Source organism: Streptococcus mitis, from assembly GCF_047464965.1.
GTDB lineage: Bacteria > Bacillota > Bacilli > Lactobacillales > Streptococcaceae > Streptococcus > Streptococcus mitis_DU.
The window spans coordinates 15,890-31,776 of record NZ_JASHAT010000009.1 but is presented as its reverse complement, the minus strand read 5'-3'; the positions used below and the strand labels follow the sequence as shown (position 1 = coordinate 31,776).

Genomic DNA, 15,887 nt, shown 5'->3' with positions numbered 1-15,887 from the left:
ACGGAATAAGAGAAAGATTCAAATATTATAGATCCTCTATTTTTACCCAATCACACTTCCATTCGGTACAGCTGGATCAACTGTGAGAAGAGTTAATTTTCCATCATGTTCAGCTGATAGAATCATCCCTTGGCTGACATATTTTTTCATCATTTTACGTGGTTTGAGATTGGCAACGATTTGAACTTTCTTGCCGACCAATTCTTGTTCGTTTGGATAGTATTTTGCAATTCCTGAAAGAATTTGACGATCTTCTCCATCACCAGCATCCAGACGGAATTGAAGTAACTTATCAGAACCTTCCACTTTAGAAACTTCTCTGACTTCTGCGACACGGATTTCGACCTTGTCAAAGTCTTCAAACTTGATTTCTTCCTTGTTTAGTTTGAGTTCAACTTCATCTGGATTCCATTCTTTCTCGACTGCTGGTTTGTTACCTTCCATTTGTTCCTTGATATAGGCGATTTCTTCTTCCATATCCAGACGTGGGAAGATTGGTGTTCCCTTAACAACTACAGTCACACCTGCAGGGAAATCAGCCAAGCTCAAGTTTTCAAGGCTAGAAACTTCTGCTAAACCAAGTTGATTCAAGACTGCACGACTGGTTTCCATCATAAACGGCTCAATCAAGTGAGCAACGACACGAAGGCTAGCTGCCAAATGACTCATGACACTTGCCAATTGGTCACGAAGAGCTTCATCCTTAGCCAAGACCCATGGAGCTGTCTCGTCGATGTATTTGTTAGTACGAGAGATCAGAGTCCAGACTGCTTCAAGTGCACGTGGGTAGTCAACTGCTCCCATGTAGGTGTGGTAGTCAGCGATTGATTGTTCTGCAACGTCAGCAAGAGCATGGTCAAACTCTGTTACACTCTCTACATAGGCAGGGACTTGCCCGCCAAAGTACTTATTAATCATAGAAACCGTACGGTTGAGGAGGTTTCCAAGGTCATTGGCCAATTCGTAGTTGATACGGCCTACATAGTCTTCAGGAGTGAAGGTTCCGTCTGAACCAACTGGAAGGCTACGCATGAGATAGTAACGAAGTGGATCTAGTCCATAACGCTCTACCAACATTTCAGGGTAAACGACATTCCCTTTAGATTTAGACATTTTGCCGTCTTTCATGACGAACCAACCGTGAGCAATCAAACGATCTGGCAATTTGATATCCAACATCATAAGAAGGATTGGCCAGTAGATTGAGTGGAAACGAAGGATGTCTTTTCCTACCATGTGGAAGACTGTGCCATTCCAGAATTTGTCAAAGTTACCATGTTCATCTTGACCGTATCCAAGCGCTGTCGCATAGTTAAGAAGGGCATCAATCCAAACGTATACAACGTGTTTAGGATTTGATGGTACCGGCACACCCCATGTAAAGGTTGTACGAGAAACCGCCAAATCCTCTAAACCTGGCTCAATAAAGTTGCGAAGCATTTCATTCAGACGACCATCTGGAGTGATAAATTCAGGATGAGCTTTGAAAAATTCCACCAGACGATCTTGGTATTTGCTGAGGCGAAGGAAGTATGATTCTTCAGAAACCCATTCCACTTCGTGACCTGATGGAGCAATACCGCCAGTTACATTTCCAGCTTCATCACGGAATACTTCTGCGAGCTGGCTTTCTGTAAAGAATTCCTCATCTGAAACTGAATACCAACCAGAGTATTCACCCAAATAGATGTCATCTTGAGCCAGCAAGCGTTCAAAGACTTGTGCGACAACTTTTTCATGGTAGTCATCAGTTGTACGGATAAATTTATCGTATGAGATATCTAGTAATTGCCAGAGTTCTTTGACTCCAACTGCCATCCCATCAACATAGGCTTGAGGTGTAATGCCAGCTTCTTCTGCTTTCTGCTGGATTTTCTGACCGTGCTCATCAAGACCTGTCAGATAAAAGACATCGTAACCCATCAGGCGTTTGTAACGGGCTAGGACATCACAGGCGATGGTTGTGTAGGCAGAACCAATATGAAGTTTACCAGATGGATAGTAAATCGGTGTTGTAATATAAAAATTCTTTTCAGACATAATTTTTCCTTTCCAGGCAAATGAAACCTGTTTTTCTAACACTTCATTATATCACATTTTTAATGATTTTCGATAGGGAAATCTATACAAAAACAAGATAGACAAGTGTCCATCTTGTTAATCTTATTCATAGCGAAGAGCTTCAATCGGATCAAGTTTCGATGCCTTGTTGGCTGGCAAGACTCCAAAAATCATACCCACACTAGCCGAAACTGCAAGACTAAATAGGGCAACCGGGATTGACACTCCTACTTCTATACCCGCAATCAATCCTTGCAAGAGTATGCCAGCTATAGCGGTTAAGCCTGTAGCAATGGTTAAACCAATGACTCCACCAAGCAAGGTCAATATCATAGATTCAATCAAAAACTGAATTAAAATATTGGCACGCGTTGCACCCAAAGCCTTACGGAGACCAATCTCACGGGTACGCTCCGTCACCGAAACCAGCATGATGTTCATAACACCAGTCCCTCCAACAAAAAGTGAAATTCCTGCAATGGCACTAATAATCGTAGTTATAAAACCGAACAATTGTTGTACTTCTTGGAAGGCTGCAGTCGCATCTGACACCTGATACTCCCCTTGCTGAAGACCAGCAATCTCGGTCAATTTTCTAGCTAATTCTGGTCCCACAGTTGGTGTCAAACTGGTATCATTGACACGGAAGACAATATCAGAAATCTCATCCATATTGAAGTTGTTGGCAAGAGAAATATTAGTCGTAATTGGAAGTCCACCAATACCAAAAGTCTTGGCAGTCTTGGCCTCATCGCTGGTATAGACACCAATTACACGATAGCTAAAGCCACCAACATCTATAACCTGGTTAACAGCTTCTTGAGCAGATCCAAACAGGCTATTAGCAAGTTCTTGGTCTAGCAAAATGACACTGGCCACATCTTTATAATCCTGAGCTATGAAACTGCGGCCTGCAACAATTTCATTTTCAACCGCCTTCATGTAAGTAATATTTCCACCTGTCAAGCTAGCGCGCTCCACTTTTTTGTCTTTATAAGACAGGGTGGTATTGGTCGAGTTGGTTACATAGTAACTATCTACACCTTTAAGTTTAGCAGCCTCCTTGACCCAAGCTTCTTGTGGTTTTGGTGGTTCCACAGGAACTTCCTCTTCTTTCCCAGAAACTGTTAAAGCTGATTGCTTTTGGGTAAAAGAACCATCTTTGCTTTTGATAGGTGAGAAAAAGACATGGATATTCTTCTGTGACTTGGTCATATTTTTATTAACCTGACGAGACATGGAATCCCCCAGAGCCATAATCACAACAACTGATGAAACACCAATGATAATCCCAATCATAGTGAGAAAAGAGCGCATTTTATGTGCCATGATAGATGAAAAGGCAAATTTCAGATTCTGCATCTTAGTTTTCCTCCTTTTCTAACTGAGCACTGTCAGACGAAATAACTCCATCCCGAATGACAATCTGGCGTTTAGCATAAGCGGCGATTTCAGGCTCATGCGTTACCATGATAATGGTTTTTCCTTCATTATTCAGTTCAACTAATAATTGCATGATTTGGTTACCTGTTTTGGTATCCAAGGCTCCTGTCGGTTCGTCCGCTAGGATAATAGAAGGATTGTTTACCAAGGCACGCGCGATAGCTACACGTTGCTTTTGACCACCAGATAATTCCGAAGGCAAATGATGACTACGTTCTGTCAATTCAACCTTGTCTAAATACTCCTCAGCTAACTTGCGCCGTTTTGAAGCCGAAACTCCTGCGTAAATCAAGGGCAATTCTACGTTTTGCAGAGCATTAAGTTTGGATAGAAGAAAGAACTGCTGAAAGACAAAACCGATTTGTTGATTGCGAACCTTGGCTAGTTGTTTTTCACCCAATCCAGCTACTTCTTGACCTTCAAGATAATATTCTCCACTGGTTGGTGTATCCAACATGCCGATCGTATTCATCAGAGTGGACTTACCAGAACCAGATGGTCCCATGATGGCAACAAATTCACCCTCATTCACTTCTAGGTTGATATTTTTGAGAACCTGCAGTTCTTGGTCACCATTACGGTAACTCCTGCAGATATTTTTTAGACTAATTAGTTGCTTCATCAGCCTTCACCTCTTTTCCTTCCTCTAGAGAAGACGTTGGGTTACTGATGACCTTGACTCCATTTGTCAGACCTGAAGTGATTTCTTGGTTGTCTGCATCAGCATTGCCCAAACCAACTTCCACTTTCTTGGCCTTTTTCTGCTCGTCAAGCACCCAGACATAGTTCTTATCATTTTCAGTCACAATACTTGTTAGAGGAACCAAAATGGCTTTACTCTTATTCTTGACCTCAACACTTACAGAAAATCCTTGTTTCAAGTCACCGATTTCACTTGTAACATCGATGGTATATGGATATTTAGAACCAGAATTACCAGCTGCTGCGGCAGTAGCTGCACTTGCCGCTTCACCATTGTTTTTAGGGTAGTCAGAAATGTAGCTAATCTTACCAGTCCAGCTCTTATCTTGGTAAACTTTAGAAGTAAAGGTTACTTCTTGTCCTACAGAGAGGTTGGCAAGGTTATATTCAGATAGTTCCCCCTTAACTTGCAAATTTTCATTGCTTACGACATGAACTACCACCTGGCTAGCTCCAGTTGGAGATTTAGAAACATTGTGGTTGACTTCAACCACAGTTCCCTCCAGGGTACTGAGAACCGTCATGGCATCCAACTGACTTTGAGCCTTACTTAATTGCGCTTCTGCATCTGCACGAGCATCACGGGCATCACCTAGTTGTGCATCAATAGATGAAACTGCATTTCCTGAGACTGGAGCTGGAGTTTGCCCTGCAGCTCCTTCGCCTCCTGCTGGTGCTGGTAACTGTGGAGCCGGAGCTGAAGCGGCTTCATTTCGTGCTTGATTGAGTTCATTGATATGACGATCTGCCTTAGCTACTGCTCGGCTAGCTGAATCATAGGCCGCCTGGGCTTCTGAACTACTGTACTTGACTAAAGCCTGTCCTTCGCTGACCTTATCACCCACAGAAACAAGGATTTCATCTAAATCTCCCTTACTAGCATCAAAATAAACATATTGTTCATTTTTTGCTGTTACTGTCCCTGACAATAAAACAGAGGACGCCACGCTTCCTTCCTTGGCAACAACAAGATGAGTAGGCTCATCTTTTACAGCGGTCTGAGATGGTTGTCTAAAGAGCAAAATCCCCCCAGCACCTAATACAACTACACTTGCAGCACCGATTGCTGCATACAATTGCCACTTTTTAGCTTTACGATTCTTCTTCATAATGAAACTCCTTTTTGATTTAAAGTCCTTAACAATATTATATAAAAATTAGCAAATATAAACAATAACAGTTCAGAACGAAATAATGACATTTCGGGATTTGATTATTGTTCGGAATCTATTTTTTACTACCATTGTACTAGTTATATAATACACTTTATTTTTCCTTTTTGCAAGCCTTTTCTTTAATTTTTTTGAACGTAGCAGATTTTTGCAATCAAATCAAAAAAAAGATAGAATATGACTATCAAAAAATGACACTCTACTATTTAAAAGAGTATAAAGGAGTTTTCAATGAGAGAATATGATATCATTGCTATCGGTGGTGGTAGCGGAGGAATTGCTACCATGAACCGTGCTGGTGAACACGGAGCTAAAGCGGCCGTTATTGAGGAAAAGAAATTAGGTGGAACCTGTGTCAACGTCGGTTGTGTTCCTAAAAAAATCATGTGGTACGGGGCGCAAATCGCTGAGACTTTCCATCAATTTGGAGAAGACTACGGCTTTAAGACTACTGATCTTAACTTTGACTTTGCTACCCTACGTCGCAATCGTGAAGCCTACATTGATCGCGCTCGTTCTTCTTATGATGGCAGTTTTAAACGCAACGGTGTAGACTTGATTGAAGGTCATGCTGAATTTGTAGATTCTCATACTGTCAGCGTAAATGGTGAACTGATTCGTGCTAAGCATATTGTGATTGCTACTGGTGCCCATCCAAGTATTCCTAATATTCCTGGTGCTGAGCTAGGTGGCTCTTCTGATGATGTATTTGCCTGGGAAGAACTTCCAGAGTCAGTTGCTATTCTAGGCGCTGGTTATATCGCCGTTGAATTGGCTGGCGTACTCCACACCTTTGGTGTCAAGACAGATCTCTTTGTTCGTCGCGACCGTCCTTTACGTGGTTTTGATTCTTACATCGTTGAAGGTTTGGTAAAGGAAATGGAAAGAACAAACTTGCCACTTCATACTCACAAAGTCCCTGCCAAATTAGAAAAAACTGCTGAGGGAATTACCATTCATTTCGAAGATGGTACTAGTCACACAGCTAGCCAAGTTATCTGGGCTACAGGTCGCCGTCCAAACGTTAAGGGCTTGCAACTTGAAAAAGCTGGAGTAACTCTGAATGAACGTGGCTTTATCCAAGTGGATAAATACCAAAATACTGTTGTTGAAGGAATCTACGCTCTAGGTGATGTAACAGGTGAAAAAGAACTAACTCCAGTTGCTATCAAAGCTGGACGTACTTTGTCTGAACGTCTCTTTAACGGAAAAACAACTGCAAAAATGGACTACTCAACTATTCCAACTGTTGTCTTTTCACACCCTGCTATCGGAACTGTTGGCTTGACAGAAGAGCAAGCTATTAAAGAATACGGTCAAGACCAAATCAAGGTTTACAAATCAAGCTTTACGTCTATGTACTCTGCTTGCACTTGCAACCGTCAAGAAACTCGTTTCAAATTGATCACAGCTGGTTCAGAAGAAAAAGTTGTCGGACTTCATGGAATTGGATACGGTGTTGATGAAATGATTCAAGGATTTGCTGTTGCTATCAAAATGGGAGCAACCAAAGCAGACTTTGATGCAACTGTGGCGATTCACCCAACTGCATCCGAAGAATTTGTAACTATGCGTTAATCGAAGCAAAAGAAGCTGATACAAATGTGTCTGCTTCTTTTTTGATGATTTACAATCGATGAAAACAACTTACCCAGTAAGCAAAATCGGCCGTTACAGTTTTTGTTACCTTGAATTTATAAATAGGTTGACAATAATTACTCTACGAGTATAATAGTTACTATACATCAGAAAAGAGGTTAACTATTTTGAAAAAAGCTCACGTTTATGCCATCCCTGCTATTGGTGCTGCTCTCATTGCTGTTTTAGCACAAATCAGTATTCCAATTGGACCTGTCCCCTTCACTCTGCAAAACTTTGCAATCGGCTTGATTGCTACTGTCTTTAGACCGAGGGAGGCTGTACTTTCTGTTGGACTCTATCTTCTTCTAGGTGCTATCGGTCTTCCTGTCTTTGCAGGAGGTGGAGCTGGTTTTCAGGCTTTAGTTGGTCCTACTGCAGGCTATCTTTGGTTTTATCTTGTTTATTCTGGACTTACCTCTTCTCTAACTAACAGTGATAGTGGTTTTGTCAGAATTTTTCTAGCAAATCTCTTGGGAGATACACTTGTTTTTGTCGGTGGGATCCTCAGCTTGCATTTCCTAGCTGGAATGGCATTTGAAAAAGCTCTTATTGTGGGGGTCATTCCCTTTATCATTCCAGACCTTGGTAAACTTCTTGCTATTAGTCTTATTAGTCATCCACTACTTCAACGCCTTAAAAATCAGGCTTACTTTACCAACTAAAAAAAGGATATCGAGTTGTCATAACTCAATATCCTTTTCTTTCATTTTGAAAACTTAGTTGCCTTTAAAGGCATCCACCATGGTTTGAAATTCTTCATTAGAGAGGGTAATTCCCTTGCCCATTTTAGTATGATCTGGACTCCAAGCACGAATATCAAACTTTGCAGGGGCACCATTAAAGCTCACACGGTTGATTTCCTTGGTCCAACCTTTTTCGTTTTCAGAAAGAGTCAACAAGTGCTCTTCGATTTCAAATGTAAATTCTGCCATTTTCTTCTCCTTTTTTTAGCTTTCATTAGTTTATTCGTAAAATCTTGTAGATTTTACGAAAATTTTATATAATATTGATATAAAAGAAGGGAGGCCAATATGAGACATAAATTCCAGCAAGTTCTAGATAAAATACATGACTTTTTAAATGGACATGACCAACCTGACCAGACTGAAACCAACTCCCTAACTGCTACTATTGAAGAGGCTATCCAGAAACAAACTGCTGTTCACCTTATCTTGTCTGAGACAAGTTTTACAGGTGACATCATCAAATACGATCAGCAACGCCAGCAAATTATCGTGAAAAATTTTGCTAAAAATGTGACCCGTATTATCCGCATAAGCGATATTCAACGCCTGCGATTTGTCCCTTCAACTGTCCAAACAGCCCAAAAAAATAGATTTAAGAAAGAGTGAGATGTTGTTGCTTCATCCCACTCTTTTTTCTTAGCGAACTTGTTCAAAATGTAAATGAACCGCGATATGATCTCCATAACCACTTCTTTCCAAGTCACGTTGTAGACGATAGGAAATGTAGTGTTCTGCAATAGTAATGTAACCTGCACCCAGCAAACGATGTTCAACCATAGACTGAATCATGCTAATAGTCGCACGTTCTACCTTGGCCTCTTCCAAATCCAAAACCACTTTCTTAGTGACTTGTGCAAGGTTTTGACGTAAATCATCTGTCAATACATAGACAGTCTGGGCTGCTTTTAAGATAGCTTGGTAAATCTTATCTGGATTAAATTCAGCAATTTCTCCATCACGTTTGATTACTTGCATAGGTATCTCCTTTATTCTTTGTTTTCTTTAATTTCTGCCAGCATTTTTTCTTCTTCTGCTGTCAGTTGATAATGTTCAAGCAAATCCGGTCTGCGTTCATAGGTTTTCTTCAAACTCTCATACAATCGCCACTGACGAATCTTTTCATGGTGACCACTCATCAATACATCTGGTACAACCATACCTCGATAATCATAGGGACGTGTGTACTGAGGATATTCAAGAAGGCCAGAAGAAAAACTATCATCTTGGTGGCTGGACTCCTTGCCAATCACTTCTGGAATCAGGCGAACCGTCGCATCAATCATGGTCATGGCCGCCAATTCTCCACCAGTTAAGACATAGTCACCCAGGGAAATCTCATCTGTCACCAAGGTCTTAATACGCTCATCATAACCCTCATAGTGCCCACAGATAAAGATTAACTCTTCCTCTTGAGCCAAATCCTCAGCATAAGCCTGATTAAACTGCTTTCCAGCAGGATCGAGGAGAATGACGCGCGGATTTTTCTTTTCAATAGCATCAAAGGCATCGAAAATGGGTTGGGCTCGGAGCAACATCCCCTGACCTCCTCCGTAGGGCTCATCGTCGACATGGCGGGCCTTTTCAGCATATTCTCGAAAATTATGATACTGGATATCCAAGAGCCCTTTTTCTCGAGCCTTTCCAACAATTGAGTGCTCCAGTGGAGAAAACATCTCTGGAAAGAGGGTTAAAATATCAATCTTCATCGTCTAACCCTTCTAAGATTTCCACATCGACGCGGTTATTAGGAATATCAACATTGAGAACCACTGGTGGGATATAAGGTAATAATAAATCACGCTTTCCTTTCCGCTTGACCACCCAGACATCGTTGGCACCTGGTTGCAGGATTTCCTTGATGGTTCCAATCAGGTTCTCTCCCTCATAGACTTCCAAACCGATAATCTCATGATAATAAAATTCACCATCGTCTAGGTCATTCAAATCTTCCTCAGCGACCTTGAGACTGTACCCCTTGTACTTTTCGATAGCGTTGATATGGTACATATCTTTGAATTTAATAATGTCAAAGTTCTTCTGTTTACGGTGGCTAGCGATGGTCACTGTTTGAACAAACTGATCTTTTTCATCAAACAAAGCCAGCTCAGCCCCTTTTTTAAACCGTTCTTCTGCAAAATCCGTCACAGACAAGACTCGCATCTCACCCTGCAATCCCTGCGTATTGACGATTTTCCCAACATTAAAGTAGTTCATCTTGTCTCCTGTACTCTATTTCTATCCATCTTATTCGGACAATTCTCGAATAATAGTCACAATTTTTTCTGATTCTGACCATTGTAAATAATGGTGATTCCCTCCTAAAATGAGTTTAGTATTGGAAGTCCAATATTCTGATTCTCTGTACTCTTTTTCTCTATAAGGCTGACAAAAAATAAATACAGGGATATAAGATTCTATAGATACATTCTCAAAATCTTCCTCAGTAATCTCTCCAGATATCTGAAATCCTGTATCTTGATTTTCCAACTCTGAACCTTTTTCTTGCATTATTTCCCAGATTTCTTTATTAATCTCAGGGCTAAATGTTGCTTGAGTTAAGTTCTTAAAATAAAGTTCAGGACCAAATTCTTCAATCAGTCTCATTTGCTCTTCCATTTCTGGATAAGGATTTTCTGAAAAATCAGCAAACATTACTTTTTTAGTTGTCGGTTCAAGCGCTACTAAAGCCTGACACTTAATTGGTTTGTTGAGCAATTCACAAGCTAAAATTCCACTCAAACTATGTACACAAAGTATATATTCAGAAATCCCTAATTCTTCAAGTACTTCATAAACCGCATCTGCAAGATTATCTAGATTTTTTCCAGTTTGGTCATGAATCGGACTCCTACCTGTGTTCGGAAAATCAATTGTCAAATAACCAATTGTAGGAGGAAGTTTTTCAAGTATAAGTGAAAAATTTTCATAACTTGGTAGCAAACCTGCGCCACTTAAACAAACTAGCATTTTCTTTTGTTTTTGATAAGTAACAGAGAGACTACCAATTTCTGTAGATACTTCAAACCTCTTCATAAAGAAATCCACTCGTTCTATATAATGAATTATTAAAAATCCTTATCCTTTATTTTATCACGTTCCAAAGATTTTCTCAAGTTGGAGAAAGAGGACATCAGCTCTTGTCCCCTTCAAAAATCCTTCCAAATCACGTTCATGCTGATATTTGATAGCCGCCTTTTTGTCTTTTTCAAAAATAGTCTTGGTTAGATCTATGTCGTTGATGACCGCAATTGCGACAGTGTAGTGAATGATATCAGCCAGTTCTTTTGCTAGTTCATCGTTAGAATCTTGAACCCCATCTTTTCGACCAGAGCGACCATTCAAAACTTCATCTACTTCTCCGACTTCCTCCACTAGCTTGATAAAAAGACCTTACTCAGTCCGAGACTGCTGGTAATGTTCGAGTAACTAGTCTTGTAATTGTTTAAACGTTAAATCCTTCATATCCTGCTCCTTGCAAAAAAAGCGAGACATTCGTCCCGCTCTTCTTATTTTTCGTCAATAACGATTCTTACTTTTTTATCTTCAGTTGGGACAGAGTAGACAATCGTTCTTATCGCAGAAATAGTGCGACCCTTACGACCGATTACACGACCCACATCGCTTTGATCAAGATCCAAATGATATTCCAAAAATTCTGGTGTATCTTCAATCTTGATAGTTAAGGCATCTGGTTGTGAAATCAAGGGTTTCACAATCGCAATAATGAGATTTTCAATCGTATCCATCTGTCAACCTACTTTAAACTTATTTTGAGAATTTAGAATCGTGGAATTTCTTCAATACGCCTTCTTTTGAAAGGATGTTACGTACTGTATCTGAAGGTTGAGCTCCATCAGCCAACCATGCAAGAACGCGGTCTTCTTTCAAAGTTACTTGGTTTTCAGCAACAAGTGGGTTGTAAGTTCCAACTGTTTCGATGAAACGTCCGTCACGTGGTGAACGTGAATCTGCTACGTTGATACGATAGAAAGGTTTTTTCTTAGAACCCATACGAGTCAAACGGATTTTAACTGCCATTTTTAAAGTCTCTTTTCTTATTTTTTATTTCGGTGAAATAGCTGAGCTATTTAGCACATGTTCTATTATATCAGATTTCTGACAGGTGTCAAGAAAAAAACTTGACAGACTATAAAATTCTTAAACTATTTAGAAATTTGTTAGAATAGGAAATAAATGTTTGAAAGAGGCTATCCGTGAATACTATTTTATACTCAATGAAAATCAAAGAGCAAACTAGGAAGCTAGCCGCAGGCTGTACTTGAGTACGGCAAGGTAAAGCTGACATAGTTTGAATTTGATTTTCGAAGAGTATTAGAAACATTTTATAAAGACCATCAACTCAAACTCTTCATATCGTCTGAACGAGATTTGGATACTTGGCTCCTAAATCCTAAACCCGTTCCCAAACGAAATATCAAGGATTTTAAGAATGATATCTACTAATTAATTTATAAAATATAAATTAATAGATTCTAAATAGGGGAATAATTTAGTTCTGTAAAAATTAACTTCTACACCTATAACGCTTATTCTGACAGACTTTATAACAGTCTAAGAAAAAAGTAGAGATTCATAGAGTATCTAGATTTTCCAAATAATTGCCACCTTGGCACATAAATTCTTGCTTTCCAGATTTAAATGTGATATATTTATAACATAAAATTTAAGTGTTATATATTTATAACATAAAAAAGGAGTCTATCATGAAAAAAAGTCAAAAAATGCGTGGCCTCATTGCAGTGATTGCCGTAGCTCTCTTTATTGATTTTATTGTTTTATTTGGTTCTAATCTTAGTTGGGGACCCAAGTTAGTTATTACTGGTATTTCAGTCTCAGGTCAAATTATAGCTATTTGGAGCTGGCTACATATGAAACCACGGCCTTATAAGATTCAGAAAGGTAAGGGGAAGATTATTTTTGACTTGTCTGCTAAGCTTTACACGATACTTATTTTTGCAGCAAGCATTTTTTATACAGTAGGGATTTGGGTTGCGACCCCAAGCGTAAGTTCTGGTATTAAAGAATGGATTATGGGAATTGGCCTCGTTATTGAATTGATTTTATTTGGTTTTTTCTGTTTGAAAAATGTCAAGGAAACTCCGGACGAACGCTTTTATGCTAATTTAGCCAAGGCAGCTAGCTTGATGTTTGTTTTTATACTAGGCGCACTGATGATTCTAGCAGTTATCATTGGGTATATGGGGGCTCTCACTCTTTACATGGGCCAAATATTTATTAGCATAGCTGCCTTGATTAGCATCTTTGCGGTTGTCTATTTTATCTTGGAACGTAGAGGATAAGCATGGCCAAAGAAAGCAAGATTATTACTAATCTCAAATCTGTTCGTGAGTCCACAGGCATGACCCAGCAGGAGTTAGCCGACCTCATCGGCATTCGACGCGAGACAATTCTGCACTTGGAAAATAACCGTTACAATCCTTCGCTGGAAATGGCTCTTAAAATTGCTCAAGTTTTTAATCTGAAAGTAGAAGACCTCTTTGAACTCAGACAGAAAGAGGAAGCATAATTCTTTTCGAGACCTAGTATTAAGTTCATTGATTAATTAAAAATTGAAGCCAAAAGAAAAAATCCTTTGAAAATGTGCCCTTTTAAAATATAGCAATTCTTTCGAATTAACCTTTACTAATTGTGATGCTTTACGAGCTTTCTTAAGATCTGGTTGGAAAAACTATGATTTGAATAACCTTCAGTAAATGCTTAAAATCAATGTTTTCCAACTTTTTCAGAAAACAGAATTTCATCTAATTTGAATAAATTTCAGTTGAATGGTGTGAATTTCACCCCAAAAAATCAAAAAAATGAGCTAGAATGTACCGAAAAGTTCACACCACTATTTAGATGATTTTTTATTTTGCCTGTTTTTACCTATGGTCTTACCCACGACAAAAATTATAGAGCCAAAAAACCCTAGTCACACATTTGAACTAGGTTTTTACGTTGCTTTGATTAACAAGATTACCAAATCTTTCAGAATTACATTTTCTATTTTATAGAAAAATATTAATAATAAATTATGTAAATTCAATCTAATTTCTATAAGTTTGCTCCCATTTTTTCATTTCTTCAACGATACTTCTTAGAGCAATACCTTTTTTTGTCATTTTATATTCAACCTGTGGAGGCGATGTCGGTAAAACTTTTCTTGATAAAATACCTTCTTGCTCGAAATCATGTAACCGTTGAGCTAATATTCTAGGATTAATACCTTCTACACTACGCAAAAGACTACCATAATGTATATTACCATTAATAATTTCAGATAAAATCTCAAGAGTAAATTTACCCTTTAGTAAATTCAAGACCCTTCTTGCTGGACAAATTGATTTTTTCAAAGGTTGCATCTTGCAAGTCTCCATTCATTTCCTCCTTTTTTGATAGTTACTATACTTTTTTTCCCTTCTTGTTTTATAAATAATTACATGATAAATTAATTATATCACTTGAAGGGAGAAATTACTATGGACATTATAACTAAGTTTGACCGTATTGAAGATATTCTCGGCAGTCCTGATGGAAGATACTTTGGTAATGGATATACACAAGTAAAATATTTTCAGAAAGTTAAACATATTACTTTTGAAGGAATTGAGTCAGTATTTGAAATCAACTATCCGAAGAGTTGGTCAACTAAGAAAAATATTGAGTCAATAAAACCACATTTTAGCTCTTTAGATTCTATTGTACTTGCTGTGAAACTAGTCAGCGATTTTCTTAGAGAAGAATTAGTCATAGAAGAGGACACAATCAATAATGCTCTAATTTCTAGTTTCTCGGTAAAAGCAGGAAAATCTCTTGTAGAAGATTTGAAAAATGTTACAGCAAAATTGAGCTTATCATCAGATGATAAGCTATCCTTCAAGGGAAGGATAGCTTCGTTTTCGGTTGAATTAGTTGTCGATTTATTTGATGACTCAAAACAACTTAAAATAAATTCTGGAGAAGATTACTATTTTTCAAACTTTAAAACAGTTGATACCAAACTAACTGATATTTCGGTGAAAACAGAATTAAATTCTATTTCAGCTACTACTTCTTTTTCCTATTCAGATAAATTTAGTGGTATTGAATCAGCACATCTCCTGAAAAAGAGATTACCATCTATCTTAGACCATATAATTGTAACAGCTGAACTTACGGAAGTGTTACATTCATATTTGGACAGAACCCCTAGAGAATTTTCGAAAACATTGATAATGCGTAAAATTAAAATCCTACGCAACCTTTCAAACGATTCACAGTTAAGTGAAGGCAACATTAAAGTTCAAGTTCTAAAAACTAAAATAGTACCTTTAAAAGGAAAGAATGTTCGAGTTAGTGATATGATTTCAAAACTTGGAGAGTCAACATTGATATATTCCGTGGCTCAAGAGCTATAAGATAAATAGAAAGAGGACTAATATGAAAATAGCAATTTCAGGAACTTATTCGACAGGAAAAACGACAACAACTTTAGCACTAGCTTTTTATACTGGTTTACCACGTACACACGCAAAAACTATGAGAGAGATTCTTCCCATAGCTTTACCCGGAAAAAGATTAGAAGACGCCACTGGTCCTGAGCTGGTTCAATTAGGAATTCGTCGTCTAATGGAGCGAGCAGTTAGGGAGTCTCATCTTGACTCTTTTGTTTCTGATGGCTCCTCTTTACATGAATGGGTATACGGTATGGTGAGAACCGAATTAGGAATGAATCCCAACCAAGAGACAGATAAAGGAAATATTATTTTAACTGATGACCTCAAATATCTTAGAGAAGTTATGAAAAATTTTGGGTCTGTTGCAAAAGACTATGCTAAAGAAACTTATGAATCATTTGTACATTTGCCTATTGAATTTCCTTTAGCTCCAGATGGCCATCGTCCTGTGTCAGAATTATTTAGAAAACGCTCAAACGATTTGCTATTAATAACACTGGATGAATTAAAAATTCCTTACCATATCGTGGGCGGTACTATCGAGGAAAGACTCCAGAAGATTTCAGAAATTTATCAACTAAAACCTGTAATAAGTATTGAACAAGCAGTTTCTTTAGCAAAAAAGGAAGCGCAAAACTATAATATCGTTCAGGAGGGTAAATAAT

General features: G+C 38.5%; 19 protein-coding genes and 1 pseudogene. 7 read left to right on the top strand and 13 right to left on the bottom strand.

Annotation, left to right across the window (positions count from 1 at the left end):
* Window positions 1-42: 42 nt before the first annotated feature.
* The 4 genes from metG to QM408_RS07020 all read right to left on the bottom strand — a co-directional run bounded on the left by metG (window position 43) and on the right by QM408_RS07020 (window position 5,318).
* The gene (metG, locus tag QM408_RS07035) at window positions 43-2,040 is read right to left on the bottom strand and encodes a methionine--tRNA ligase (protein WP_414374058.1); all 1,998 of its coding nucleotides are present in this window, start codon (window positions 2,038-2,040) and stop codon (window positions 43-45) included.
* Between the two features lie 123 nt (window positions 2,041-2,163).
* A complete protein-coding gene (locus QM408_RS07030) occupies window positions 2,164-3,423 on the bottom strand; it encodes an ABC transporter permease (RefSeq protein ID WP_049502146.1) in 1,260 nt (419 codons plus the stop codon).
* 1 nt (window position 3,424) lies between these two features.
* The gene (locus tag QM408_RS07025; protein ID WP_000811472.1) at window positions 3,425-4,126 is read right to left on the bottom strand and encodes an ABC transporter ATP-binding protein; all 702 of its coding nucleotides are present in this window, start codon (window positions 4,124-4,126) and stop codon (window positions 3,425-3,427) included.
* Entirely contained in the window at window positions 4,110-5,318 is a 1,209-nt protein-coding gene (locus QM408_RS07020; protein WP_261150552.1) for an efflux RND transporter periplasmic adaptor subunit, read from the bottom strand. The genes QM408_RS07025 and QM408_RS07020 overlap by 17 nt, the downstream gene beginning before the upstream one ends.
* A gap of 291 nt (window positions 5,319-5,609) precedes the next feature.
* On the opposite strand from QM408_RS07020, the gene gor reads away from it, so the two are divergent.
* Together gor and QM408_RS07010 are read left to right on the top strand one after the other, a co-directional pair.
* Entirely contained in the window at window positions 5,610-6,956 is a 1,347-nt protein-coding gene (gene gor, locus QM408_RS07015) for a glutathione-disulfide reductase (protein ID WP_261150537.1), read from the top strand.
* A gap of 188 nt (window positions 6,957-7,144) precedes the next feature.
* Window positions 7,145-7,681, top strand: a complete 537-nt coding sequence (locus QM408_RS07010; RefSeq protein WP_261150539.1) for a biotin transporter BioY — start codon at window positions 7,145-7,147, stop codon at window positions 7,679-7,681.
* Between the two features lie 54 nt (window positions 7,682-7,735).
* Here the strand turns inward: QM408_RS07010 and QM408_RS07005 are convergent, their stop codons facing one another.
* Entirely contained in the window at window positions 7,736-7,951 is a 216-nt protein-coding gene (locus tag QM408_RS07005; RefSeq protein WP_000807422.1) for a YdbC family protein, read from the bottom strand.
* A gap of 99 nt (window positions 7,952-8,050) precedes the next feature.
* On the opposite strand from QM408_RS07005, the gene QM408_RS07000 reads away from it, so the two are divergent.
* Complete coding sequence (locus QM408_RS07000; protein WP_084888448.1) at window positions 8,051-8,371, top strand: hypothetical protein; 321 nt, start codon at window positions 8,051-8,053, stop codon at window positions 8,369-8,371.
* 30 nt (window positions 8,372-8,401) lie between these two features.
* On the opposite strand, the gene QM408_RS06995 is transcribed toward QM408_RS07000, so the two are convergent.
* The 7 genes and pseudogenes from QM408_RS06995 to rpsP all read right to left on the bottom strand — a co-directional run bounded on the left by QM408_RS06995 (window position 8,402) and on the right by rpsP (window position 11,803).
* A complete protein-coding gene (locus QM408_RS06995) occupies window positions 8,402-8,740 on the bottom strand; it encodes an ATP cone domain-containing protein (RefSeq protein WP_001196041.1) in 339 nt (112 codons plus the stop codon).
* Window positions 8,741-8,751: 11 nt separating this feature from the next.
* Window positions 8,752-9,471 carry a tRNA (guanosine(37)-N1)-methyltransferase TrmD gene (gene trmD / locus QM408_RS06990; protein WP_084926480.1) on the bottom strand — a complete coding sequence of 240 codons (720 nt, stop codon included), beginning with the start codon at window positions 9,469-9,471 and terminating at the stop codon, window positions 8,752-8,754.
* Entirely contained in the window at window positions 9,461-9,979 is a 519-nt protein-coding gene (gene rimM, locus QM408_RS06985; RefSeq protein WP_084926481.1) for a ribosome maturation factor RimM, read from the bottom strand. The genes trmD and rimM overlap by 11 nt, the downstream gene beginning before the upstream one ends.
* 30 nt (window positions 9,980-10,009) lie before the next feature.
* Window positions 10,010-10,798, bottom strand: a complete 789-nt coding sequence (locus QM408_RS06980; RefSeq protein ID WP_049542951.1) for an alpha/beta fold hydrolase — start codon at window positions 10,796-10,798, stop codon at window positions 10,010-10,012.
* Window positions 10,799-10,855: 57 nt separating this feature from the next.
* Window positions 10,856-11,227: pseudogene (locus QM408_RS06975) on the bottom strand (MazG nucleotide pyrophosphohydrolase domain-containing protein).
* A gap of 44 nt (window positions 11,228-11,271) precedes the next feature.
* On the bottom strand, window positions 11,272-11,511 hold the full coding sequence (gene kphA, locus QM408_RS06970; RefSeq protein WP_000379617.1) for an RNA-binding protein KphA: 240 nt from the start codon (window positions 11,509-11,511) through the stop codon (window positions 11,272-11,274).
* A 19-nt stretch (window positions 11,512-11,530) separates the two neighbouring features.
* Window positions 11,531-11,803 carry a 30S ribosomal protein S16 gene (rpsP, locus tag QM408_RS06965; RefSeq protein ID WP_000268760.1) on the bottom strand — a complete coding sequence of 91 codons (273 nt, stop codon included), beginning with the start codon at window positions 11,801-11,803 and terminating at the stop codon, window positions 11,531-11,533.
* A 686-nt stretch (window positions 11,804-12,489) separates the two neighbouring features.
* Between rpsP and QM408_RS06960 the strand changes: the two genes are divergently transcribed.
* Together QM408_RS06960 and QM408_RS06955 are read left to right on the top strand one after the other, a co-directional pair.
* Entirely contained in the window at window positions 12,490-13,086 is a 597-nt protein-coding gene (locus tag QM408_RS06960; RefSeq protein ID WP_414374054.1) for a hypothetical protein, read from the top strand.
* A 2-nt stretch (window positions 13,087-13,088) separates the two neighbouring features.
* Window positions 13,089-13,313, top strand: coding sequence for a helix-turn-helix transcriptional regulator (locus QM408_RS06955; protein WP_414374052.1), 225 nt, complete (start codon window positions 13,089-13,091; stop codon window positions 13,311-13,313).
* Window positions 13,314-13,833: 520 nt separating this feature from the next.
* Here the strand turns inward: QM408_RS06955 and QM408_RS06950 are convergent.
* Window positions 13,834-14,163, bottom strand: a complete 330-nt coding sequence (locus QM408_RS06950) for a winged helix-turn-helix transcriptional regulator (protein ID WP_000447029.1) — start codon at window positions 14,161-14,163, stop codon at window positions 13,834-13,836.
* A gap of 102 nt (window positions 14,164-14,265) precedes the next feature.
* Here QM408_RS06950 and QM408_RS06945 point away from each other — a divergent pair, with 102 nt between their 5' ends.
* Entirely contained in the window at window positions 14,266-15,183 is a 918-nt protein-coding gene (locus QM408_RS06945) for an AvrD family protein (RefSeq protein ID WP_000351501.1), read from the top strand.
* A 22-nt stretch (window positions 15,184-15,205) separates the two neighbouring features.
* Window positions 15,206-15,886 (top strand): AAA family ATPase, encoded by a 681-nt coding sequence (locus QM408_RS06940; RefSeq protein ID WP_000684424.1) that lies wholly within the window; start codon window positions 15,206-15,208, stop codon window positions 15,884-15,886.
* The last annotated feature ends 1 nt before the right edge of the window (window position 15,887 follow it).